22 protein-coding genes are annotated in these 23,575 nt (G+C 51.5%); 9 read left to right on the plus strand and 13 right to left on the minus strand.

The genetic code is table 11. The features are described from left to right. Positions 1 to 89 precede the first annotated feature (89 nt). Positions 90 to 410: a FaeA/PapI family transcriptional regulator gene (locus tag KGP21_RS24475; RefSeq protein ID WP_024529112.1), complete on the plus strand. Its 321-nt coding sequence runs from the start codon at positions 90 to 92 to the stop codon at positions 408 to 410. A 115-nt stretch (positions 411 to 525) separates the two neighbouring features. Beyond that, complete coding sequence (locus tag KGP21_RS24480) at positions 526 to 1,305, plus strand: helix-turn-helix transcriptional regulator (protein ID WP_021806799.1); 780 nt, start codon at positions 526 to 528, stop codon at positions 1,303 to 1,305. Between the two features lie 32 nt (positions 1,306 to 1,337). On the opposite strand, the gene KGP21_RS24485 is transcribed toward KGP21_RS24480, so the two are convergent. From KGP21_RS24485 to KGP21_RS24525, 9 genes are all read right to left on the minus strand, one after another. Continuing rightward, entirely contained in the window at positions 1,338 to 1,910 is a 573-nt protein-coding gene (locus KGP21_RS24485) for a type 1 glutamine amidotransferase family protein (protein ID WP_098929790.1), read from the minus strand. Between the two features lie 130 nt (positions 1,911 to 2,040). After that, positions 2,041 to 2,466 carry an RbsD/FucU domain-containing protein gene (locus KGP21_RS24490; protein ID WP_021806801.1) on the minus strand — a complete coding sequence of 142 codons (426 nt, stop codon included), beginning with the start codon at positions 2,464 to 2,466 and terminating at the stop codon, positions 2,041 to 2,043. Between the two features lie 91 nt (positions 2,467 to 2,557). Further along, a complete protein-coding gene (locus KGP21_RS24495; protein ID WP_021806802.1) occupies positions 2,558 to 3,322 on the minus strand; it encodes an SDR family NAD(P)-dependent oxidoreductase in 765 nt (254 codons plus the stop codon). A 35-nt stretch (positions 3,323 to 3,357) separates the two neighbouring features. After that, complete coding sequence (locus KGP21_RS24500; RefSeq protein WP_209529861.1) at positions 3,358 to 4,665, minus strand: MFS transporter; 1,308 nt, start codon at positions 4,663 to 4,665, stop codon at positions 3,358 to 3,360. A gap of 123 nt (positions 4,666 to 4,788) precedes the next feature. Continuing rightward, on the minus strand, positions 4,789 to 5,835 hold the full coding sequence (locus tag KGP21_RS24505; RefSeq protein ID WP_179248398.1) for a LacI family DNA-binding transcriptional regulator: 1,047 nt from the start codon (positions 5,833 to 5,835) through the stop codon (positions 4,789 to 4,791). Between the two features lie 367 nt (positions 5,836 to 6,202). Further along, a complete protein-coding gene (locus KGP21_RS24510; protein ID WP_223500391.1) occupies positions 6,203 to 6,457 on the minus strand; it encodes a type II toxin-antitoxin system Phd/YefM family antitoxin in 255 nt (84 codons plus the stop codon). Next, on the minus strand, positions 6,450 to 7,226 hold the full coding sequence (locus tag KGP21_RS24515; protein ID WP_223500393.1) for a DUF3142 domain-containing protein: 777 nt from the start codon (positions 7,224 to 7,226) through the stop codon (positions 6,450 to 6,452). Before KGP21_RS24515 ends, KGP21_RS24510 begins: the two co-directional genes overlap by 8 nt. Next, positions 7,196 to 9,370, minus strand: a complete 2,175-nt coding sequence (locus KGP21_RS24520) for a hypothetical protein (RefSeq protein WP_223500394.1) — start codon at positions 9,368 to 9,370, stop codon at positions 7,196 to 7,198. The genes KGP21_RS24515 and KGP21_RS24520 overlap by 31 nt, the downstream gene beginning before the upstream one ends. Before the next feature lie 218 nt (positions 9,371 to 9,588). Continuing rightward, complete coding sequence (locus tag KGP21_RS24525; protein WP_021806826.1) at positions 9,589 to 10,188, minus strand: LuxR C-terminal-related transcriptional regulator; 600 nt, start codon at positions 10,186 to 10,188, stop codon at positions 9,589 to 9,591. A gap of 778 nt (positions 10,189 to 10,966) precedes the next feature. Here KGP21_RS24525 and KGP21_RS24530 point away from each other — a divergent pair. Then, a complete protein-coding gene (locus KGP21_RS24530; protein ID WP_021806827.1) occupies positions 10,967 to 11,782 on the plus strand; it encodes a winged helix-turn-helix domain-containing protein in 816 nt (271 codons plus the stop codon). 4 nt (positions 11,783 to 11,786) lie between these two features. Continuing rightward, positions 11,787 to 12,263: a hypothetical protein gene (locus KGP21_RS24535; protein WP_037376198.1), complete on the plus strand. Its 477-nt coding sequence runs from the start codon at positions 11,787 to 11,789 to the stop codon at positions 12,261 to 12,263. An 18-nt stretch (positions 12,264 to 12,281) separates the two neighbouring features. Here KGP21_RS24535 and KGP21_RS24540 read toward each other — a convergent pair whose 3' ends face one another. After that, positions 12,282 to 13,178 (minus strand): LysR family transcriptional regulator, encoded by an 897-nt coding sequence (locus KGP21_RS24540; protein WP_021806828.1) that lies wholly within the window; start codon positions 13,176 to 13,178, stop codon positions 12,282 to 12,284. A gap of 272 nt (positions 13,179 to 13,450) precedes the next feature. On the opposite strand from KGP21_RS24540, the gene KGP21_RS24545 reads away from it, so the two are divergent. From KGP21_RS24545 to KGP21_RS24560, 4 genes are all read left to right on the plus strand, one after another. After that, positions 13,451 to 14,767, plus strand: coding sequence for a M20 family metallo-hydrolase (locus KGP21_RS24545; protein ID WP_021806829.1), 1,317 nt, complete (start codon positions 13,451 to 13,453; stop codon positions 14,765 to 14,767). Further along, on the plus strand, positions 14,764 to 16,215 hold the full coding sequence (locus tag KGP21_RS24550) for a M20 family metallopeptidase (protein ID WP_223500395.1): 1,452 nt from the start codon (positions 14,764 to 14,766) through the stop codon (positions 16,213 to 16,215). Before KGP21_RS24545 ends, KGP21_RS24550 begins: the two co-directional genes overlap by 4 nt. A 91-nt stretch (positions 16,216 to 16,306) precedes the next feature. Beyond that, a complete protein-coding gene (gene abgT / locus KGP21_RS24555; RefSeq protein WP_021806831.1) occupies positions 16,307 to 17,833 on the plus strand; it encodes a p-aminobenzoyl-glutamate transporter in 1,527 nt (508 codons plus the stop codon). Positions 17,834 to 17,952: 119 nt separating this feature from the next. After that, complete coding sequence (locus KGP21_RS24560) at positions 17,953 to 18,771, plus strand: shikimate 5-dehydrogenase (protein ID WP_223500396.1); 819 nt, start codon at positions 17,953 to 17,955, stop codon at positions 18,769 to 18,771. A gap of 42 nt (positions 18,772 to 18,813) precedes the next feature. Here the strand turns inward: KGP21_RS24560 and KGP21_RS24565 are convergent, their stop codons facing one another. Beyond that, positions 18,814 to 21,003 carry a TonB-dependent siderophore receptor gene (locus tag KGP21_RS24565; protein WP_223500397.1) on the minus strand — a complete coding sequence of 730 codons (2,190 nt, stop codon included), beginning with the start codon at positions 21,001 to 21,003 and terminating at the stop codon, positions 18,814 to 18,816. A 501-nt stretch (positions 21,004 to 21,504) separates the two neighbouring features. On the opposite strand from KGP21_RS24565, the gene KGP21_RS24570 reads away from it, so the two are divergent. Beyond that, entirely contained in the window at positions 21,505 to 22,350 is an 846-nt protein-coding gene (locus KGP21_RS24570) for a colicin-like pore-forming protein (RefSeq protein ID WP_223500399.1), read from the plus strand. Between the two features lie 17 nt (positions 22,351 to 22,367). On the opposite strand, the gene cui is transcribed toward KGP21_RS24570, so the two are convergent. Further along, positions 22,368 to 22,892: a colicin immunity protein Cui gene (cui, locus tag KGP21_RS29815; protein ID WP_218520282.1), complete on the minus strand. Its 525-nt coding sequence runs from the start codon at positions 22,890 to 22,892 to the stop codon at positions 22,368 to 22,370. A gap of 257 nt (positions 22,893 to 23,149) precedes the next feature. Next, positions 23,150 to 23,572, minus strand: coding sequence for a TonB system transport protein ExbD (gene exbD, locus KGP21_RS24580; RefSeq protein ID WP_021179543.1), 423 nt, complete (start codon positions 23,570 to 23,572; stop codon positions 23,150 to 23,152). Between the last annotated feature and the right edge of the window lie 3 nt (positions 23,573 to 23,575).

The following is a 23,575-nucleotide window of genomic DNA, read 5'->3' on the forward strand; positions in this document are numbered from 1 at the left end:
CCTAGAAAAGTTAGCAACAAAAGACAGCAGCATAGGATTATTCCATTCCGAATAGCACCCATCAAGACGCATTAAAAGGAGGTAGTGACATGTCTTATCGCACCAATAAAGAAAGGGAAAAGCAGCTAAATAATGTTTTTATTGCCCTACAAACCCTTTGCAAGCGCGACATTCATCACACAGGCGTTCCCCCGCAGGTTCAATGGCCCAAGACACGGGAAATCGCAGAATACTCCGAGACAACAATATACCTTGCTCGTTACTATCTGCTGCGATTAGTTGAAAACAAAAAAGCTTATGTTACCTCTGGCGCTGTCAATAACAGTTTACGCTGGTATATTGCTGAACCCTCGCCATCACCTAAACATCATGAAAAAAGGGAAGCGCAGCCCGTTGCGGCGGAAGGCTAAATACGCCTCCCCCTTCTGACTTGTGTTTGATTTTTTTCTACTGACATTTATCTATCCCGTGTCTGCCATGGTGTTTCACGTAAGGCAGACACGCCGGTTGAAAGGAACTCATGCCATGAAACAACCTCTGTCCATCATGATAATCGATGCTGACCGTTATTTTACCTATGGTCTGGGCTTGGGGCTGCAAGCCTATTTTCAGGCCCATCAGCAGGACATCCGTCTGCTTGAGGAAACACAGGTTGGCAGCGATATCGACATCATTTTCCTGGGCGATCTGGTCACTAGCTACCCATGGCATTACCGCTTGCATCAGCGGAAAAATCATCCGATGGTATTCTTTATCACTGAGCAGGGGCGCAACAAAAACCAGCTCAAGCCAAGAGTGCATTGCGAACAATGCCATACCAGGGCGCTGTACCGCCACCAGCCGTTATCCTCATTATACGAGCGGTTGGATAGCGTGCTGTTTTCGCCCTTCGCATCGCTAATAGCATCAAGCCACGATTGCACATGTATGACTCCTTTGACGTCGCGGGAAGAGGAGGTGTTGCGCTGTATACACATGGGAATGAACGGGCAGGATACCGGCAACTATTTGCAAATCAGCAATAAAACCGCCAATGCCCATAAGCAGAACGCCATGCGCAAGCTCAATTTCAGATGCAATCAGGAGCTGTATCAATGGCTGCTGCAGGGGGGAGGACACTATCTGAACGAACGGTCGTCAATCAATCTGCCACGTTTGCCACTGCAACCAAAGGTGCCCGCAGAAACCACTCTCATCTCTCCGGCACAGTTAGTGGTACGGCAGAGAAAAGACCGCCCTTATGCGGCCTTGTCTGCGCACAAACAACCAGACCCCCTCGTCCAGAGAGAGCCGGTCTCAACGTGAGGGGGTTCTCGGAGGCTATTTATAACAGTGGACTAGCCTGGCTTGCGGTGCTCCGCAGCATGCATCGCAAGATAGGCATTGAGGTTTTCATCCCCCAGACCCAGAGTACGCAAGATTGCGGCCATAAAGCTGACCGGTGCGGTACCTGGTGCCGTGATAACGCGGCGATCGGCGATGGCATAAGGCACATCCTGATAGTGTTGCGCACCGCCATAGTTCAGGCTCAACAGGTTTTCTGCCGAATTGGAAGTATGGCGTACCTCATCAAGCACGCCCGCCTGCGCTAAAACGCGAGTGCCATCGCAAATCCCCGCGACGATAGCGTGACTTTGATAAGCCGCAGCAACCAAGGCGGTGATATCCGGTGCCTGTGCGGTTTGCCAGATAGTGCCCCCGCAGACAATCAGCAGATCGACTTCATCAGGCTGAATGGCTTCTATTGCCAGATGGGGGGTAACCAGCATGCCACCTGAAGAGATGACCTGGGCTGCGCCAGGAGTGGCAAAACGGCAGTCAAAACCGTAGTACCCACGCCCCGTCGAATTGATCAACGCGGTTTCCCAATCGGAAAAGTTTTCAGTCAGGAGGGTAATAGCACGTATCATCGGAGTGTCCTTGTCAGTATCAGGGGCAATTTTCAGGATTTTCCTACCCACAAAAACCAAGAGTAACCTGCACTGTTGACAGTTTCTGTCAGTAGCCAACAGAGGCCCCTCCCGCAAAGATAACCCGCATTCAATCAGCCAGAGAAACCGGTGCCACCGTCAGCAGCAGGTTGGCAAAGCGCCGCATCTCACCGCTAGCGATCACCAGTAATGTCTCCTGTGATTTTGCCGCATGATAGAAAGCCTCGCGGTTGAGGTAATCGATGGGACAACCGTCAGGCAGCAGTTGCTGATATTCGGTAGCGATGGTGTTAGTGAAGTCCTGCGGCCAGGCCATCATTGAGGCGTGTTCCACGTTAATGTGCTTGAGCACTTTATCTAATATCACGCTGCTGGCGATCATTCCTGGGGCCAGGTTCAGATAGACAATGGTGGCCTCTTTCGACGAGTTGGTGACGAACGAATAGTTACCATCGGCGATGAGGATCTGGGTTTTATGCCCGCACAGCGCCAGGGCGCACAACAGTTGCGGATGAATAATGTCGGCCTTGATCATAGTGCTTTCCAGTAGGGAAGACAGGTGGGCGCAGCATGTGCAGCGCCCCTATGTAATGAATCTGATGCGGTTTATCAGCGGCTGGGTAGGCTCACATACGGTAAATGCCGCCGTTAATATCAATTGTGGCGCCAGAGACGAAGCCGTCATATTCCGAGGCGAGGAATTTAATCACCCGAGCAACGTCCTCCGGGCTCCCCGCGCGGCCAAGGGGAATGCCGTGGATGGTTTCATCGGCAGATTCTTTACTGGTATGCAGGTTATGGAAGCGAGTGCCAAGAATAAGCCCCGGCGCTACGGCGTTGACCCTGATTCCATGTTCTCCCAGTTCCGCCGCCAGGGAGCGGGTCCAGGTTAATACCGCCCCTTTGGCCATGGAGTAAACCAGTGAACCAGAATGCCCGCCGGAACGACCAGCCAGTGAGGCCAGATTGACGATGCTGGCTCCGTCCTTGGCGCTTTTTAAGTAAGGTAGCGCGCTTTGCGTGACGTTCAGCATGGTCGTCATATTGACATCAATCACCGTCTGCCAGAATTGACGGTCGATCTCGCCTAACCATTTACGGGCGATAATGCCGCCCACGTTATTGATCAGTATGTCTATCCCCCCCAAAAACTCGGCGGCGGCAGAGACGCATCGCTGGGTATCTGCGGTATCGGTTAAATCTGCATAACCATAGGCGGCGCGTTGACCGCGCGAATGGGCTAAGTCAGCCAGTTCCTTTGGCCCCTCTTCACCGCTGAAATAGTGGATGTAGATGTCACACCCGGCGTTAATCAACTGCTCTGCGGTAGCTTTGCCAATCCCCTGCTCGGCCCCGGTAATAAACACTTTCTTACCCGTTAGATTTCCCATTTTATTGCCTCTCGATTATTTGTAGATAAAACCAGTTATGAGCGAATAACGCCTTCACGCTGTTTGGCGCAGTAAAAAATGCAGATCAATCCGGTAACCAATAAACACAGCGACAGGAAAACCAGCCCCGGAGTATTACTGTTAGTGACGTCCTTTAATAACCCGACCACGTAAGGCGCGACAAAACCTCCGATATTGCCGATACAGCTCACCACCGCAAGTCCGGCCGCTGCCGCCGCCCCGGTTGAAATATTGGCGGGCATGGAAAGGAATGAAGGAACCGAGGTATAGATACCTATCGCAGCAACACTCAGGAACATCAGCGCGACAAATACGTTGTAGTTAAAGAATACCACGGCACCTATCAGGCCAAAGGCGGCGACAATCATGCTGATGCCGGCAAACACGCCGATTTTTTTGCTTTTACTGGCCCACAGGCTCCACGGATAAACCAGCAAGGCGGCCAATCCGTAGGGAATAAAGGCAATCAGGCTCACGTGGAAAATATCATCCCCGGAGATAGCTGTGATGATGGAGGGCAGCCACATCCCGAAGCCGTAGATCCCACACACCATGCCAAAATTCAACATGGCGTATAACAGATACTTTTTATTTTTTATCCCCTGCACGAAATCAGACAGCTTGACCTTGGAACCCGATTTGCTGCGGGTGGCATTGTCCATTAGCCAGGCTTTCTCTTCCACATCGAGATAGCCCACATCCTTCGGTGAGTTCTTGATAATAAAAGGAATAAGCAGGCCAATAATCACCGGCGGAACACCTTCGAGGATAAACAGCCACTGCCAGGGTTCCAGGCCAAACCAGCCATGTTCGATGTTAAGGATCAGCCCGGAAATCGGTGAGCCAATAGCGTTCGACAACGGCTGTACGATGATAAACATGCCGAGGATCTTGGTACGGTACTTCTCCGGGAAAAATACCGTGAAGTAATAGACGACCGAGGGGAAAAATCCCGCCTCACAGACTCCCAGCATAAACCTACAGATATACAGCTCCATCGGCGTGCGGACAAACCCCATCAGCACGGCAAATATCCCCCAGGTGATAAGGATCCTGGCAAACCAGATACGTGGGCCGAACTTGATGGTTCCCGCATTACTGGGGATCTCAAACATAAAATAGCCGATAAAGAATATCCCAGAGGCAAAGCCAAAGGCCGAGGCGGTTAACCCCAGGCTATCTTCCAGAGCAATTGCCGCATAGGCCATATTATTACGATCCAAAAAAGCCAGAAAGTATAATAAGATCATTAATGGGACAATATTCAGCGTCATTTTCCTGATGGCACTGCGTTCAATTTCCTGAGGCGTTCTTTTTTGCATAATAGAATACTTCCAATGTTGTTAATCGGAATAATAATCTGCTACAGGCATGCCTGATGGATACAGGTATATTTACCTGATAATAAGTAATGCTATTTAATCGTTCTCGTTACGCTATTCGCGTTATGGCGTAATGGTTATTACCGACTGGCGGCTGACTAACGTCGGCGGGAAAATAAACTCTTCAGGGACTAATGTAGGATCCCCTACGCGTTGCAATAAGCGCTCGACCATCACCTGAGCCATCTCGGCAAGCGGTGGCATGACGGAGGTCAGCGCTGGCCACACCAGCCCCGAGAGCGGAATATTGTCGATACCCACTACCGATATCTCACCAGGCACCGCCACTCCAGCCTCCCGCAGCCCTGCCAGCAGGCCGATCCCCAGAGCATCGTTGATAGCCACTACGCCATCTGGGCGCGGAGAAAGAGCAAGTACCTGAGCGGCCAGGGTAAAACCCAGTTCGGCCATCTCGGTATCGCCATACTCTCCGCTAGCTTTGCCTTCTATTAGCCGTTGCTGAGCGGGCAGCCGATGATTACGCACCACGGTGAGAAATCCTTCAATCTTATGGCTGCGGCTCATGGTCAGGCTGGCCTCGGTGGCAAAGACGATATTGCGGCAACCGCGTTCGATCAGGTGTTGAGCCGCCAATCGCCCGGCCTCTACGTTGTCCATTGAGACGCTGTCGAATAACCGGGCATCAGCGGTAAAGCTCCCCGCCATGCGGTTATCGTAGTTGACGATCATCATTCCCATTTCGGCAGCCTGTGCAAAATGGGTCTTACGGATATCACTCGCCGCAACGATAATGCCGCGCACCCCATGGGCGAACATATCTTCGATAAAGGTGCGCTCTTCATCTTCTTGCCGATAGGTGTTGCCCAACAACACCCGATAGCGGTGTTCTTTAGCCGCCAGGTCAACCTCGCGAGCCAGGGCAGAAAAGCTGGGATTGACGATCGAGGGAACCAGCAGACCGATCATCCGGGCATGCCCGGTTTTCAACTGCTGCGCCACTCTGTTGGGCTGATAGTTCAATTCGCGCATCGCCTGTTCGATACGCAGTCGGGTTTCCGGGCGCATTTGATTGCTGCGCCCATTTAACACGTTGGAAACGCTGCTCACGGAAACACCGGCGAGATGCGCGACATCACGAATGTTGGCCATGTTTTCGCTCCCCCTCCGGTGCTAACGTTAATTGGTTAACTTACGCACGGAATGCCATTAAATAACTGTATAATCAACATATTAAATATGTGACCTGGCATTATCTGTATCGTTTTAGTGAAACGATGCAGATCAATTTATAGCGGAGATATCACTCAATCAAGCGACTTTACTGGCCGTGCCGCAGTTGCGTGATGCTTTTGTGAAAGCTATCAAGCCCAGCGCCATGGCATTACTAAACACGGGTAAAATCCCCGGCTGTTTAGTCAGTGTTTAGTGGTGGGGTTAAAGGCTGGTACGGGATTTGGATGGGTACGGCATGCAGCGCCTCACATATAATGGTCGATTGAAGTAGGCTACTAACCCATCATATATCGTTTATCAGTTCGTCAAATACCAACTCCCCATCATGTAACCGTCCTAGTTTGGCTTGATTAATAGAGTGCTCAAGCTTGGCGCACAGGTTTTGTAGCTTAAACTCTGCAAACGTATTGTAGTCCTCAACAGGCATGACCACTACGGAGGGTTTACCGTTTTGGGTGATACAAACTGGTTCACGCTGGGCTGTAGCCATCATTTGTTTAAACTGGGTTTTGGCCTGACTGGCCGTAAAGTTAATCATTGTTATCTCCTAAGGACGTTTTCCTAATGGTATTCAACAAAAAAACCACCTCACCGCGATAATAAGGCGATGTGGCCAGCCGCCGTTGCCACTCGGAGTTCCAGTCACCCTGCTGCACCAGACCGATTTTGAAGGGAATTTGCAGCTTAAGCAGCGCGGGGAGATAGCGTTCATATTCCGTGACCGTGCGCCGCCCCTGATAGGTTTGGATCACTAACTCATCGATTGGCAACGCATTCAACTGGCTGACGTTGCCGGTCTTTGCCCAATCGAGCAGGCCAGTCACTCCCAAAGCATATTCTTTGGGTAACCGACCGCGCAGCTTGTCGAGAAACTCCGAGTACTTATCCAGTTGATAGGTTGCCGCATCAAAGTCGATCTGTAGCCCTACCACCCGATTGCCTGCCGCAGCCCAACGGGCAGGCATGCGCACCGCCGAGGCCAATACCTCGTCAGACATATCCAGGGTTGCGACACGTACGGTGATCCAGATGGCGGGTGCCTGGAGCTTGCTCAACGGCAACCCCAACTTCAGAAAACGAGCGCCCTGGCGGCCGTTCACGATTTCACCCTGATGGAGATAGAGCAGATCGGCCTGCTGCAACGCAGGCTGCGGCCAAACGCCGGACCAAAGCCAGAATGCGCGGTAATCATGCGCATTCACATATCGGCCAGCTGCGTTATCCGCCGCTGCGGCGGTTGCAAAGATCGGCAACCACAGCAGCAGCAAAAAACGCATCACCAATAGTATTTGAGCTTTTGTTCCCATTGGTTACCTTTATACTGGCTCTTCAACAGGTTAAACCAGCGTTGGCGAGTTTTTTGCGAGATCTCCTGCCGATCGCAGCTGTTGTAGCCGGAAGGAGAGAAACACATCACCGCCCGGTACAGCGCATAGGTTTTATCTTCCGGTTCGGCCTTGGGATCGGCGATCACTTGCTGATAATATTTTAATCTGCCATGCGCTTTATCTTTACTCAGTTCGGCCCCAGCCAAGTCATCCAACTGTTCATTGCCCCCCATTTCCGCTTCGGTGCTGATATCGGCAAAGGTGGTACGCAAGAACTCAGCCACGCAGTTCATGGCATGTGGATCGCTCTTGTTCTTCGCCAACACGGCAACGTTAGCGTCTAAAGATGAACAGAAATAGCCAGGTTCGGTCCGGCTGCCATCCCAATCGAAAACGCTGAGTGCGACATCACCAAATACCTGCGGCTCAGGCTTCTGTTTGATGTGTTTTTTCAGTTGGCTGTCGTCAATAAACCCCTGATAGTCGCCCACCATCAAATCCTTGAACAACAGCGTATGCAGTGCGATGGTCTTTTCTTCATCGTTAGGCGCACCAGCGGCCTGCTGTTGCAACAACGCTTTATTGGCCAGGCTTTTGAGCACCACTGAGCGGTAACGCAGATTATTGATTGGGCTGTCTGGGGCAAAAATAGCCGCGGTTTTATTTTCCTGCACCAAGGCGGTGGCCAACATCAGTTGCAGATACTGTTGCTGATAAGGGGCAAGTTTCATACCAAGCAGATGACGCCAATGGGCTTCTGCACCCTGCCAGTTTTCCTGCATCACCAGGGCATCGCCGTAAAGGAGTTGCTGGCTGAACGCGATGAGATCGTTTGCTGCCAGCTGTGCCGCTGGCTGGATCGCCTTGGTGACCGCGGCATAATCCTTTTGCTGATAGAACAGCCAGGCATTATGCATATATTCCCAGAGCGGCAACTGATTGGCGGCAACAAACATCGGTTTGTACCCCTGCAGCATCTCATCGGTCACTTTCGGCATCGACGGGTTATCGAGATTGTATTTGCGCAGCCACTTCATGGTTTGGGTGAAGGTCAACAACGGGGCATCGGCACTGCTGACAAAAGGTGGCTCTGCACTGTCATACGGAATGTTGCGGCTCAGCAGAATTTGGTCCCCTTCATCAATCATCGCGCCAAGCGTATTGATATCGGTGGCGGCGGTGATCTCGCTTTCATACAGCTGTGCCAAACGCGGCCAGTCGGACAGATACCAATTCACCCGGCGCTGCAGTCCCTGCACGGAAGCCACATATTCGCCTTTGGGATAAGCGGCCAGATAGGCCTGCGCACGTTGCAATGCCAGGGCGCCCGCCTCTTTATCGGCCCGCTGCGGATCGAACATGCCGTACTGATCCGTGGCATTTTCAGTGATCTGGTTCAAGGCCACGCGGAACAGCATATAAGCGGCGGTTTCTGCTACCCATGGCTGATCTGACTCTTTAAGCCGTTGGAAACCGGTATCCGCATCGGTAAACTGCCCCTGATAAAATTGTTCCGCACTGGTGAGATAATCTCTGAACGCCGCCGCATGGGAACCTGCGGCATAGTTTGCCATCAACGGTAAAAATTGCTCCGGCTGCGCTTCACCCCGATAAATTTTGGCCCGGCGCAACGCCAGTAAATCGCGTTCGGCATGATCTAGCTGTTGGTCTGCCAGCAGGGTCTGGAAAAATTGGCTGAGTGACAGCGGATTATTAGAGATCCAGCGGCCTTCATATTCGGCTGAAAAACCGGTCAACCCCGACGGTTTAATGCCCAGGCTTAATGCTAGCGCATCAAGAGGATCGTCCTGTGGTGCCGTTTGGCCTGGTGCGGTGGGCTGATCGGTTGCAGGCGCGGTTTCCCCAGGGAACACGCCAAACGTGTATCCTCTGCTGCGGCTAATATCCTGCGGCAACGACGATAGTGCTACGGGTAGATTGCGCATTCCCGCTGCCAGCATCAGCAGATTGACGCGGGTGTCATTATCGGCGGCCAGGTAGGGCACACCACTCATTGCGCAATAATCGCTCCAGCGGCAGCCAGTTTCATCGGAAGAGGCCAGTGCGAACTGGCTGGTACCAGCGATGGTTGAGACCACCGCGGCTATTATAAGTTTTTTCATCGTTATTCTTACTTATCTCCAGTGGTCACTCTCATCCCGAGAGAATTTTGCCTGAGATAGTGTCGTAAGCATTGAGAAAAAACAATACGGCGCAAACAAGTCGGCATAATTAGGAATTATCGAACCCGATAATCACCTTGGTGCCATAGGGCTCAACAAAAGGCTCCGCTCTCCAACCGCTGGCTACGGAGGTTGCCATACCAGCGCCTGTATTTGGTTTATTGCAGGCTATTTCCCTGCCACAGGCCACCTTGCCGCAGCCAGTAATATAATTCGCCATTACGCTTGAAACCGAGCTTGCGCATCGCCGTGAGTTTATGGGTGCTGACGGTCTTGACGCTAAGCGAAAGTTTACTCGCGATCTCGTCAGGTGTTAATTCCTGTGAGATCCCTTGCAGAACGTCGCGCTCGCGCGGGGTCAAATGCAAATGCCGACACACACTTACCGTATTGTCTGTCAAAGACGACTGACTTGCCTGCTCAAACATCTCCTCGACCAAACGCACCACGGCATCAGGCCGTTCCTTGCGACCTAATCGTGCGGGCTCATGCTGACGTATTACATTCTCAGCGGCCGTATCATTTATGATAATCGTCCCAAGCCGTCGATTCACCGGATTTTCCCGGCGAGCATTGAACCGCGATGACCAGCCAAAGGGGTTGACACAAACCATCAGGTCGATCGTGATCCCAGACGCAACCGGCACAAAACTCCATGTACAGCCTTTAGCTAGAAAATAGTCCTGCAAAATATGTTGAATGCCCAGAGCAAAATAACGGTTGCTATCCTGAATAGTGATAACAATATGTGGTGTCATTTTAGTTCCTTATGAATCGGCAAGAAAACACGCGATAATATGGGTTTCGTTTATATGGCAAATAATCCTTGACGCTATTGCCCTCAAACAAGGGGTGCGGATACCTCCGCATGCCTAAAATAGGTTATTCCTATAATGACGTAGCTAATTACTGGCCAGCTAAAGTGAAGCTGGCAACCGCCTTGAATTAACCTTTGGTAACAGTGGCAAACGCACCATCACCCTGCAGATAGACACTGAAGTTCAGGGGATTATGCCTTTTGGCAGCTTTTGGATGGTGGTTGGCTCAGTCAGCTTAATGGGACCGCTAGCACCCTCAATGACGAGGCTAGCCCGCAATATCCAAGGGCCTGCGACGGCAGCTACGTTACCATTGAAGGATACCGTCACTTTACTCGTGGCATTTGGCTCGTTACCGATTTCACCGTTACGTACACTCTTTAAACGCTTTTGCCAGTGGTTTGGCGTTGCGATAAATCTTAATGAACAGATAACGAACAAGCAAAATAACCTACTTAATACATAAAAATTAGATTTAATGACTTAAAATTATCGATTTTAATATATTTAATGCTGTTTGGGGCAAAAAAAAACCGATAAGCGAGTAGGTAATACTGTCTTGAATTCAACTAGTTATTATTGCTGAAAAAATAGTTCAAATCAGGGTTGACTACGGTAGCGGGTTACCACTAAATTCCTACGCACAGTCAAGCCATTAAGACTATTCTTATTACTGGACGCAGTTCAACACTAACACCAAGGATGCTCGGTTATCGCCATGAAATATATAATAAACCTTAATATTATCTTTGATCCTGACAATAGAATATTGACGGTTAAAAATGACATTCAGCAATCTGTTGAATTATCAAAGCCAGCAACCCGATTACTCAGTGAGTTGATTAACAACAATAGGGTCAACCTTGCTCGCGATGATCTGCTAAAAAACGTCTGGGCGGACTATGGCTTTTCACCGTCGAATGCCAGCCTGAACAACCATATTAGTGAGTTACGCAAAGCTTTCACTAATCTCGGCGTGAGTAAGGATATCATTTCCACCGTTCCCCGCGTCGGTTTTAGAATGGATGCAGAAATCCATCCGATACAAAAATCGGAGCAGGGAATAACAGAAGAAGCACCGGTAACCGGGGTTCCTGTCACTGAGGAGTCCAATACCTCTTCAGAAACCCTACCACCGACAATGACCGAGGAAGGAGAGCATCAATCTATCTATTTATCGTTAAAAAAACACAAGATGATAATCTACATACTTGCTCTTTTACTGTTACTGACCACGGTAACGGGCACGACCATGCTGAGACACAGCAAAAAAGAGAGCGTGAACTTCGTGGTGACTCATGAAAAATGCAGTATCTATAACTTAAATGACGACAAGCCAAATAAAGAGTTTACGGCTAAAATCGTCCAGGAGATAGCAGCGGAAGGCATAGACTGTTCGCGGGAAGATCTGGATGTTTTTTATGCAGAAGCACACCCTAATAACGACCGTTTCAGAGTCCGGCTGCTCGCTGCCTGCAGTAAAATTGACGCAACCAGCTATAAAAATTGTCTAAATTACAAAACAGTAGAGTAATAACATGAAAAAAATCGTCGTAGCCCTGCTGTTGATTATTAGTTTATGTTCAACCCTTTTTTATATTTATCAGGTGCAGTCCCGCAAGCCGTTCCATTGTGATGCTCAGCTGTTCGCGCACCTCAGAATCAATGAAGCTGACGCAGTTGAGGTCAACACCCATGTCGACGTCATTTTTAGGTCGGCCTATGACGGGATTTTGAAATTTTCCGGCTCAATCAAGAATAAGGGCCATGACTATATCCTGAGAAGGACCGTCTACTTTACCGTCGCCCCGTCGGAGCTGGAAAACGTGAACGAAATCGTCTTTACCCGTACAGAGAGCCACCCTACGGATAATACGCCAGCAGACCTTTGGCAAAACAGAGTGTTACCGCAAACCCCTGGCATCGGGTTTTACTCAAAGATCAGGGATTTAGATAGAGATGCCATTATTATCAAAGGGTTTACTAATCCTCTGATCGTCTGCATTCGCCGCTAACGCCCCCCGGAGAAGCTGCTACCGGCAATGCTGCCTGAACAGGCGGGCCAGGTAGGCGCCCATCGGCGTGAGCGTCGTATCCTTGCGTTGGATCAGGTAAAAGGTCGCTTTTGGTAAGGCTTCGTCCAATTCCAACGCGACCAGATGGCGGCCCAGGATAGGATCGGAAATCACATCAACCGACAGAATGCTGACAAAGTCACTCTGCGCCACCAGGCTGGTACAGGCCATAAAGGTTTCGCAGGTGACGCTGATCGCCGGAGCCATCCCCATATCACCAAACAGTTCATGTAGCAGGCGGTAGTAGCTGCCATTAGGGGTTGGCATAGTCCAATCGCAATGTTGCAGCTCTTTGAGCGTGCGGGCGTTCTCACAAGGGTGCCCTTTGCGTACCACCACCTTGTATTCTCTTTCCATCAGCCGCTCAAAGCTCAACTCATTGTCCATGCTGCTGGGGTAGTAGGTATTAATGGTAAAATCCAACTCCCCCTGGCGTAGCTCCGGGATCATCGAGACCAGTTGCCCCTCCACGATGCGCACCTTCACATTGGGATATTCGCGGTGAAACTGGGTGATCACTTTCGGCATTACCGTGCGAGCAACGCTGCCACCAACGCCGATATTGACCGAGCCGCCCGCTAGCCCCAACCGCTGCTGAATATCTTCCTGCGCTACCCGCAGCTCTTCGAGGATCAGGCTGGCATGCTGAAAAAAGTTATCGCCGCAGTCGGTTAATACCACCCCTTTGCTGCGGCGGACAAACAGCTTGGCGCCGAGCACCTCTTCCAACTCCTGAATCGACTTGGTCAACGCAGGCTGGGAAAGGTTACAGGTACGGCTGGCGGCGCGGATACTGCCCTGGCGGCTGACTTCCACAAAGGCGCGTAACTGGTGCAATTTTATCGAGGCTGGCATAGGCGATTTGCGATAACCGTTGTTTATCAGTAGCAAGATATTGGCATCTTATTTAACCCGATACCATTGTGTACATTCGAAAAAAACAAAATAAATAACCCAATCATCATTTCGCTTATTTACACGCAGTATTGCGCTCAATAGGCGCCTTTCACGGCTTTTTAGCAACTAATTACATAAATATTCAATTTTAATTTAATTGCCTGATCCTCGTCAGTGCACCACATCTGCCTGAATTTTATTCAAGGCGTGATAACTAATGGAAAACTGCTATGAACACTCCGCTTTCAACGTTAGTGACCGAACTGTATCCGCAGCTGCAAGCCTGGCGCCGTGACTTCCACCACCATGCCGAATCTGGCTGGCTTGAATTCCGTACCGCTTCGCTGGTGGCGGAAGAGTTGGATCGATTAGGTTATCAGTTGCAACTCGGCCGCGAGGTGATTAACGCCGAAGCCCGCATGGGGCTACCCTCGTCACAAATCCTGGCGGCGCAAGAACAACGAGCCATCGAACAAGGTGCCCTGGCGAAGTGGCTCCCCTTCTTTTCCGGTGGTTTTACCGGCATTGTCGCCACGCTGGATACCGGCCGCCCTGGCCCCACCATCGCCTTTCGCGTCGATATGGACGCACTCGATCTCAATGAACTACTGCATCCCGACCATCTGCCGTTCCGTGAAGGTTTCGCCTCCTGCAATAGCGGCATGATGCACGCCTGCGGGCACGATGGGCATACCACCATCGGCCTGGGGTTGGCGCGGGTATTCAAGAGCCTGGAGCCACAACTGCATGGCCGCATCAAGCTGATATTCCAACCGGCCGAGGAAGGTACCCGCGGGGCCAAATCGATGGTGGCAGCTGGCGTGGTCGATGACGTCGATTTCTTTACCGCCGTGCATATCGGCACCGGCGTACCGGCCGGGGAACTGGTGTGCGGCAGCGACAGCTTTATGGCTACCACCAAGCTGGACGTCACTTTCCGTGGCGTGGCATCCCATGCCGGTGCCAAACCGGAGGATGGCCGCAATGCCCTGCTGGCAGCGGCGCAAGCCAGCATTGGGCTGTATGCCATCCCTCGTCACAGCGAAGGCAGCTCACGTATAAACGTTGGCGTGTTGCAAGCGGGCACCGGCCGTAACGTGATCGCAGACTCCGCCTTTATGAAGGTAGAGACTCGCGGCGCCACCAATGAGATCAACGAGTTTGTCTACCAGCAGGCGCTCAACGTCATCCAAGGAGCCGCCACCATGCAGGGGGTGGAATACGACATCGCCCTGATGGGCGCGGCGCAAAGCAGCCAGCCGACGCAACCTTGGGTGGATTACATCCACCGCCAGGCACTCAGCATCGGCGAGCTTGCTTCAGTAGTCGATCGCCGCGAGCAGGCTGCGGGCTCAGAGGATGCCACCTACATGATGGAACGGGTGAAATCTCACGGTGGGCAAGCATCCTATGTGATTTTCGGTTGCGAACTCAGCGCCGGGCATCACAACGAGAAATTCGATTTTGACGAGCAGGTACTCACCGTGGCGGTAAAAACGCTGGCTACCCTGGCACTGAACCTACCGACTTTTGGGAGCGCAGTATGAAACAGCCGGAACTGGTCTCTTTTATTCATCATTACATCGATAGCCATCAGGCCCACTTCAGTGCCTTAAGCGATGAGATCTGGGATCACCCAGAAACTCGCTTTACCGAAACCCACTCCGCCGAACTACTGGCAAACGCCTTGGAACAAGAGGGTTTTGCGGTTGAACGCGGCGTTGGCGGCATTGAAACGGCGTTTATCGCCAGCTTCGGTAGCGGCCATCCGGTGATCGCCTTATTGGGTGAATACGATGCATTGGCCGGTCTGAGCCAGCAGACGGGCTGTGCCACCCCGTCTCCGCTGGTGGAAAACGGCAATGGTCACGGCTGTGGGCATAACCTGCTCGGCACCGCAGCACTGGCCGGGGCCTTTGCGGTTAAAGCCTGGATGGAACAACAACAGTTAACCGGCACGATACGCTTTTACGGCTGTCCAGGAGAAGAAGGCGGCTCTGGTAAAACCTTTATGGTGCGTGAAGGGCTGTTCGCCGATGTGGATGCCGCCCTCACCTGGCACCCGGAAGGCTTCAGCGGCATGTTCAATACCAGCAGCCTGGCCAATATTCAGGCCGCGTTCCGCTTCAAGGGCGTCGCCGCTCACGCGGCCAACTCGCCGCATCTCGGCCGCAGCGCGCTGGATGCCGTGACGCTGATGAACACCGGAGCCAACTTCTTGCGTGAACATATCGTGCAGGAAGCCCGGCTGCATTATGCGGTCACCAATACCGGCGGCAGCTCCCCCAACGTGGTGCAGGCCGATGCCGAAGTGCTTTACCTGGTGCGAGCTCCACAACTCGATCAGGTGCAGGATATTTACCAGCGCCTGGTCAACGTTGCCAAAGGTGCAGCGCTGATGACCGACACACAGATGACGGTGCACTTTGAAAAAGCCTGCTCCAACTACATCCCCAATCGCCGCTTGGAAAAGGCGATGTATCAATACGTGTGCGATTTCGGCTTACCGGATTACAGCGACGAAGAGCGGCGGTTTGCCACGGAGATCCGCCAAACGCTCAGCAAGGACGACCTGCGCAATGCCAAACTGAATATTTCACGCACTGGTGGGGTCGCTGGGCAGGAATGGGTAAAGCAGTTGGGCGATAAGGTGTTGATGGACGAGGTCGCTCCCTACGTAGAGTCACAAGAAATCCTGTACGGCTCTACCGACGTCGGCGACGTTAGTTGGGTCACGCCAACGGCTCAGTGCTTCAGCCCCTGCTTTGCTCTGGGCACGCCGCTGCATACCTGGCAGTTGGTCGCCCAGGGCCGCACTTCAATAGCCCATAAGGGCATGTGTCTGGCAGGTAAAGTGATGGCCGCTACCGCCGTCGCCTTACTGAGCGATAACGCTTTGCTGAACGCCTGCCGCGAGGAGTTCCGCCAGCAACGTGCCGAACAGCCTTATCAATGCCCCATCCCTGCGGGGGTGAAACCTTCCCCATTGAAGTAAATCCCGACCGTTCTGGCTCCCGTTCCGAGCCAGGACTCCATAGCGACCCATAAAACTATAAAAATCTGATGACGGACAAGAGGGTAATATCATGAGTGAGATAGCATCATCCGCCAATAAAAGCCCCGGGCGTATTTTTTACTGGGTAGAACGTATCGGTAATAAAATCCCCAATCCCTTCCTGTTATTCGTTTATTTAATCGTGGTGTTAATGCTCGCCACCGCGCTCATTTCCTGGTTGGGTCTGGTGGTGAAAAACCCGGCTACCGGGGAGATGATCCAGGTAAAAAATCTGCTGAGCGTGGAGGGAATACAATGGATCCTCCCCAACATCATCCACAACTTCAGCGGATTTGCGCCATTGGGGGCGATCCTGGCGCTGGTGATCGGTGCCGGTCTGGCGGAAAAGGTCGGCCTGTTGCAGGCGCTGATGTACAAAATGGCCTCACACGTCAGCGCCGGCTACGCCAGCTATATGGTGCTGTTTATCGCCTTCTTCAGCCATATTTCCTCCGATGCCGCACTGGTGGTAATGCCGCCGCTGGGGGCGTTGATCTTCCTGGCCGTCGGGCGTAATCCCATTGCCGGGCTACTGGCGGCGATCGCCGGTGTCGGCTCGGGGTTTACCGCCAACCTGCTGATTGTCACCACCGATGTGCTGCTTTCCGGCATCAGTACCGAAGCGGCCAAAGCGGTTGACGGCGCAATCCACGTCAGCGTGATCGACAACTGGTACTTTATGGCCACCTCGGTGATCGTCCTGACCATTACCGGCGCGTTGCTAACGGATAAGTTTATCGAGCCACGGCTACCAAAATGGCAAGGCACCGCCGAAGACAAGCTAGAGGTGCTCACTCCATTACAAAACCGTGGCCTGATGATGAGCGGGATCGCCGCGCTGGTATTTATCGCCGTGATGGCAGCGCTGGTGGTGCCGGAGGGTGCCCCGCTGCGCGATCCGCAAACCGGCTCGGTGATCCCCTCGCCCTTTATTAAAGGCATTGTGCCGATCATCATCCTGTTCTTCTTCACCGTCGCCATCACTTACGGCGTCGTCACCAAGACCATCCGCCGCCCGGACGATATCCCCAACCAGCTGGTGGAGCCGATGAAGAACATGGCGGGCTTTATCGTCATGGTGTTCCCGCTGTCGCAGTTTGTAGCGTTCTTCAACTGGAGCAACATGGGCAAGTTTATGGCCATCGGCCTGACGGATCTGCTGGAGGCGGCCGGAATGAGCGGTGCTCCTGCGTTCCTCGGCCTGATGTTCCTGTCTGCCTTCCTGTGCATGTTTATTGCCAGCGGCTCCGCCATCTGGTCGATCCTGGCCCCGATCTTCGTGCCGATGTTTATGCTGTTGGGCTTTCACCCGGCCTTCGCCCAGATGATTTTCCGCATCGCAGACTCATCCGTGCTGCCGCTGGCACCGATGTCGCCATTCCTGCCGCTATTCCTTGGCTTTCTGCAACGCTACCTGAAAGACGCCAAACTCGGCACCTACTACGTGCTGATCATGCCCTATCCGCTGGTGTTCTTCGCCGTCTGGACCCTGCTGCTGGTGGTGTGGTACATGCTGGGGCTGCCTATCGGGCCTGGGGTCTACCCGAAAATGGGGTAAACCAATGCCGAAAAAATTGTGCTCAATACCCCGTCTTTTGGCGTAAGCTGAACCGATTATCCCCGCCGGATGCTTGCCAGCCGGTGGGGACACTTATTTCAATGCGCTAAGGGCCTGCTATGAGTCGTGAAATCAACAAAGATACGCAGCTGTGTATGTCACTGGCCGGTCGGCCAGGCAATTTCGGCACCCGTTTCCACAACTATCTGTATCAGGAACTGGATCTGAACTTCATCTACAAGGCGTTCACCACCAAAGATATTCAGGCAGCGGTCGGCGGCGTGCGCGCTTTGGGTATTCGCGGCTGTGCGGTTTCCATGCCGTTCAAGGAGAGCTGTATTCCGTTCCTTGATGAGCTGGATGCATCGGCCACGGCCATTGAGTCAGTCAATACCATCGTCAACGACGACGGCTTCCTGCGGGCCTATAACACCGACTATATCGCCATCGCCAAACTGCTGGCGAAATACCAGATCCCCCCGGCCACCTCGTTTGCCCTGCGTGGTAGCGGCGGTATGGCCAAAGCGGTGACCGCCGCCCTGCGCGATGCAGGGTTCAAGAACGGCCATATCATTGCGCGCAACCCACAGGCGGGCCAGGCGCTGGCAGCGCAGTATGGTTATCAGTGGCTGCCAGAAGTGGGCGATTTACAGGTTGAGATGGTGATTAACGTCACGCCGATCGGCATGGCGGGCGGTAGCGAAGCCAAGCAGTTGGCCTTTGAACCAGCCACCATTCAGGCTGCCAAGATCGCTTTCGACGTGGTTGCACTGCCAGCAGAAACCCCGCTGATCCGCTATGCACGGGAGCAGGGTTTGCAGGTGGTGACCGGTGCAGAAGTGATCGCTTTACAGGCTTTGGAGCAGTTTGTGTTGTACACCGGCGTGCGTCCTTCCGATGAGCAAATCTCTCGCGCTGCGGCACATGCTCGTGGCTAATGGTATCCCCTCACCAGAGGGGATACGTCATACCAGCAGCGATTAGAACGACAGGGTCAGGCCCGCGTAATAGGCCCGGCCCGGTTCGTTGTAGGTCGAAGCCCCTTCATTTTCACGGTAGATCTGCTTGTCGAACAGGTTGGTGACGCCGGTTTTCAGGCTCAGATCCTTCATCAGATCGTAATTGACGCCAATGCCCACCACCGAATAAGCCCCGACTTCCTGAGTGGAAAGCGTGCCGGCTTCGTTACGGATCTCCGCATATTCGCGCGGCTTTTGCCGACCATACATCGTCCAATTCAGGTTGGTGGAGAGCTTATCGGTGACCTGATAATCCAGCAGGGTATTCACCGTATACTTGGGGATCACCGACAGAGGATTACCGGTATCCTTGTTTTCGGAGGTGATCATATAGGTCGCGTTGGTGCGCCAGGTGAGCATGTCCTCAACCAATGGCACCACCAGGTTACCCTCCAACCCTTCGACCAGCGCTTTACCGCCGTTTTCCCAACGCAAGATGTTGTAACCGTTAGAGGCATAGCCAACAATCTCGGTGCCCGCCACGATCTTGTTTTTATAGTCGTTGCGGAAATAGGTGATGCCTGCATCGTAACCTGCCCAGGTAAATTCCAGGCCGATCTCTTTGTTAACGCTGGTTTCCGGATCCAGATCGTTATTCCCCAGCAGATAGCAGCTGCCTGAAACTATGTCCTTCGGGCACCCGTTACCACGGGTGGATAACAGATAGCCTTCGCTGGACTGGTATAGGTTTGGCGCTTTAAAGGCTCGGGCAATACCGGCCTTCAGTTTGAAATACTCGCCAAGCTCCTGCGAAATGTTCAGGCTTGGGCTCCAGTTAGCGCCATATTTATTGTGATAGTCGAAGCGCAGCCCAGGGATCACAAAGGTTCCCGCCAGCGGCTCGATGTTATCCTCAAAATAAAGTGAACTGATGTCGGCGCTATTTTTAGCGCTGCGCTCGGAGGGATCGCCAGAGACGCCGCCGATGATGATGCCACTGGAGTCGGTCATCTGCATGGATGCCGGATCGTTGAGCTTTTCACGGTTCCACTCGGCACCCAGCGTGACGTTCTGCTCAAACAGCAGATCCAGCGGGATATTCAGCTCACCGCCGGTGCGATAATTCTCCAGCCGGCTGGTGTTGTAAGTATCGTCGTTGATCATCCCCTCGATGCGGCCAGTTGTGCCCTCCGCCAGACGGGTATTGTTGGTTTTCTCATAGTTAAAGTTCAGCCGGGATTGGCCCCAGTCCCAGATGCCATTATGGGTAATGCCGTAGCTCTGACGATACAGGCGGTTAGTTTCCTGGCCGTACAGCGAAGCCACCAGACCGCCTGGGCTGAGATTGCCATTGCTGTATTGGGTATCGCCCGCGTAGATATTGCCTTGGCGGCTGTAGGCATAGTCAAAGTCGAGGATCTGCTGCGGGTCTATTCTCCAGGAGAGTGAGGCATTGATATCTTTGTTTCTGACGCCTTCACGCCCTGCGGCATAGGAACCGTTCTGCTGGGTGTTGATGTCATAGGCATCGGCATCGGTTTTATTGAGGTTACCGAACAGGCGCATGGTCAGCACGTCACTGACCAGCGGGCCGCTTAAACTGAAGTTGGCGCGGTTGGTCGCCCCTTCCTTGCTGTTTTCAGGCTGGTTGGTAAACAGCGAAAGCGTGCCATGCCAATCTTTGGTTGGGCGTTTGGTAATGATATTAACTACTCCGCCAGCTGCACCCGAACCATAGCGGGCTGCCGCCGGGCCACGTAACACCTCAATGCGTTCAACCATTTCTGCGGGTACCCAGTTGGTATCGCCACGAGTATCCCTTTCGCCACGCCAACTATAACGCACTGAATCACGTGAGGTTGCCGGGACACCGTCGATCAGGATCAAGGTGTTTTCCGGCCCCATTCCCCTTATATCAATCTGCCGATTATTACCTCGGCTACCGCTAGCGCTGTTGCCGGTAAGGTTGACGCCTGGCATTCTGCGGATAATGTCGGAGAGGTCGTTGACCGGTGGCGTTTTGCGTATATCCTCGGCGGTGATAATCGAAACCCCGGGCTGTTGTTTCAGTTCTTCCGCCGCGGTGGCACGCACCACCATGGTCTCGCTGTCTTCTGCTGGCACCTCCTCTGCCGCCATCCCACCGCTACTGAAAAGCCCCGCCAACAAGATCGCACAAGGTCGCAGTCTGCTGTTGTTAGGTATAACCATCGTAATAATCCCTTTTATTTAAAGTAGATAATAATAATTGTAACCATTTTTGTAATTGCGAATTGTAATGATAATTATTACCACTTAAACGCAGGAAAGCGTAAATTCACAATTTCTCCATACTTCTGGCGGGTTATTTTTTAAGCGGAAGAATGGCAAATATGGCTATCGAGGGTTATGCAACAGGCGGCACATCAGGGAGCAGCGAGGATAGCTGGCAAAGCCAACACTTGTCAGTTTTGTGTCAGTTACGGCACAACTGAGAATCATTATCATTCACTGAGTTGCTCACTGGAAACGAATATCATTCTCAATACTGTATATAAACACATATACAGAGCTCAACCTAATTGTGAACAAGAAGAGGAACTCATATGATTGATGAAATTGTTGGCTACGATCCCTACAGTTGGAATAATGGAGTAGCTCCAGAACCGGGACTAGCATGGGACGGTGGCGCTTGGGGGTTGGCCTACAACAGGTATTGACTCTGGCGATCTAATGATTGTTTGGCCTGCAGGAGATAACTCAGTATCTGACCAAACCAAGGAGTTATTAGACAATAATATTTGCCTGCGCTGCGGACAGAAAAACTGTCCCTATATAAAGAATGGAAAAGATTATAAAGAGCTCAGAAGTGCATTGAGCAAAGGTAATATGCCTTTAGCCAAAAAAGTATACATGACTCGATTTGCTCAATTTGGTGGAATGAATAAGGGCACATTTAAAGAGGCACTTAAAAAACAAAAGGAGGCAAAGGCCAAAGCAGAAAAAGCGTTTTTGCTAAACATTTCTACCATTGTTTCCAGCTCAGCAGAAGGGATCAGTAAACGTTTGGGTAAAAATTACCAACTTGCTGCTGATGAAATTGCCAATAACATTAAAAATTTCCAAGGAAAGAGAATAAGAAACTTTAATGATGCAATGGCATCTTTAAATAAAATTATGTCAACCCCTGGTATGAAAATCAACAAAGGAGACAGAGATGCTATTATTCATGCCTGGAGGTATACGAATGTTAACGACATGGCAAACAAGCTCAGTAATTTTGGCCGATTCTTTAAAGTCGCAGATCTGGTGATTAAGGCTGAGAAAATACGCGAAAAAAGTATAGAGGGCTACGAATCTGGGAATTGGAAGCCACTGATGTTAGAGGTTGAGGGCATGGTGTTGAGTGGGGTAGCGTCTAGTGTTGCCTTGGCAATAGTGACTGGAATACTCTCTTTATTTTCAATGTCTGTATTACCAGTAATAGCCGCCATCCTGGTAATTAGCATTGCGTCATCTTTTATTGACGCGTCACTTGCCGAAACACTGAACAATAAAATCATAGAGTTATTAAATTGATATAAAGCCCGGCACTCTTATCGTCGGGTTGCGTACTCTGATGGGAACCTCACCAAAAACCATAGGAAAAGTGAAGTAAATAAATATATCCCAGTAAAAGTAATCACGTAATAGACAAAAAGAAAATAATCATTAGAAGATAAGAATTTAAGCAGTCTGTTTCCATGTGATACATCAAGTGAGCAAAAAATAAACATATAAATATATATAGCGTAAACGATAGAGAAGAGAAAAAATCTGACTATTATCGAATACAAACCGACACCACTAAGCTTAAGCCTTAGATGACTTCTGTATTTAATGACAAAGTAAAAGGCAAAAAATAACGCTAACTTGCAATACAATCCTAAGACTGAACTTAATAAAATATTATCAGAGGATATATTTATCGGGTGAATTTTAGTTATCTCAACGCCAAGTTCAAATAGTTGGGCAGTTGGGTTTAATTTAAAGTAACAGAAAAGTAAAAACAAGGGACATAGCCCAACAGCTAATGTCATAAACAGTTTTCGCTCAGCGATACCGCTTTCCCCTTCCCGCATCACGCCCCCAAATTTTGCAATTAATACTAATTATTCTCTATACCATTCTTGAATACACTCAATTGATAAAGAGTATCATTATCAATTGTAACATGCCAGAATTTCTGCAAGAAATGTTCAATGCCGGAATACCACAGGCACCATTCAGGCTATTGAAGCGCAATCACTGAGTAGCGTAGGAATTTTCAGGTTGGTATCTAGATAAGACAAAGGGGCTAAACAGCCCCTTCAGATGTTTTTAACAGCGGTGTTAAGCGTTACTTGGCCACACCTTCCATTCCCACCAGCCCCACTTTCAGGTAGCCGGCTTTGCGTAGCGTATCCATCACGCTCATCAGCGTTTCATAATCTACGGTCTTGTCCGCCTGGAAAAAGATGGTGGTTTCTTTATTCGCCTGCGTACGTTGATCCAGCACCGCCGTCAGCTGTTCCGCCGTCACCGGCTCATCGCCCACGTACAGCTGCTTGTCTGCCTTCACCGACAGGAACACCGGTTTTTCCGGACGCGGCTGCGGTTTAGCGGAAGAAGCTGGCAGATCGACACGAATATCTACCGTTGCCAGCGGCGCAGCCACCATAAAGATGATCAACAGCACCAGCATGACGTCGATAAACGGCGTCACGTTGATTTCATGCAGTTCGCCGCTGTCGTCCAGATCTTCATTTAAGCGCATCGCCATAAC

This window comes from Serratia sp. JSRIV004, assembly GCF_019968705.1.
Taxonomy (GTDB): Bacteria; Pseudomonadota; Gammaproteobacteria; order Enterobacterales; family Enterobacteriaceae; genus Chania; species Chania fonticola_B.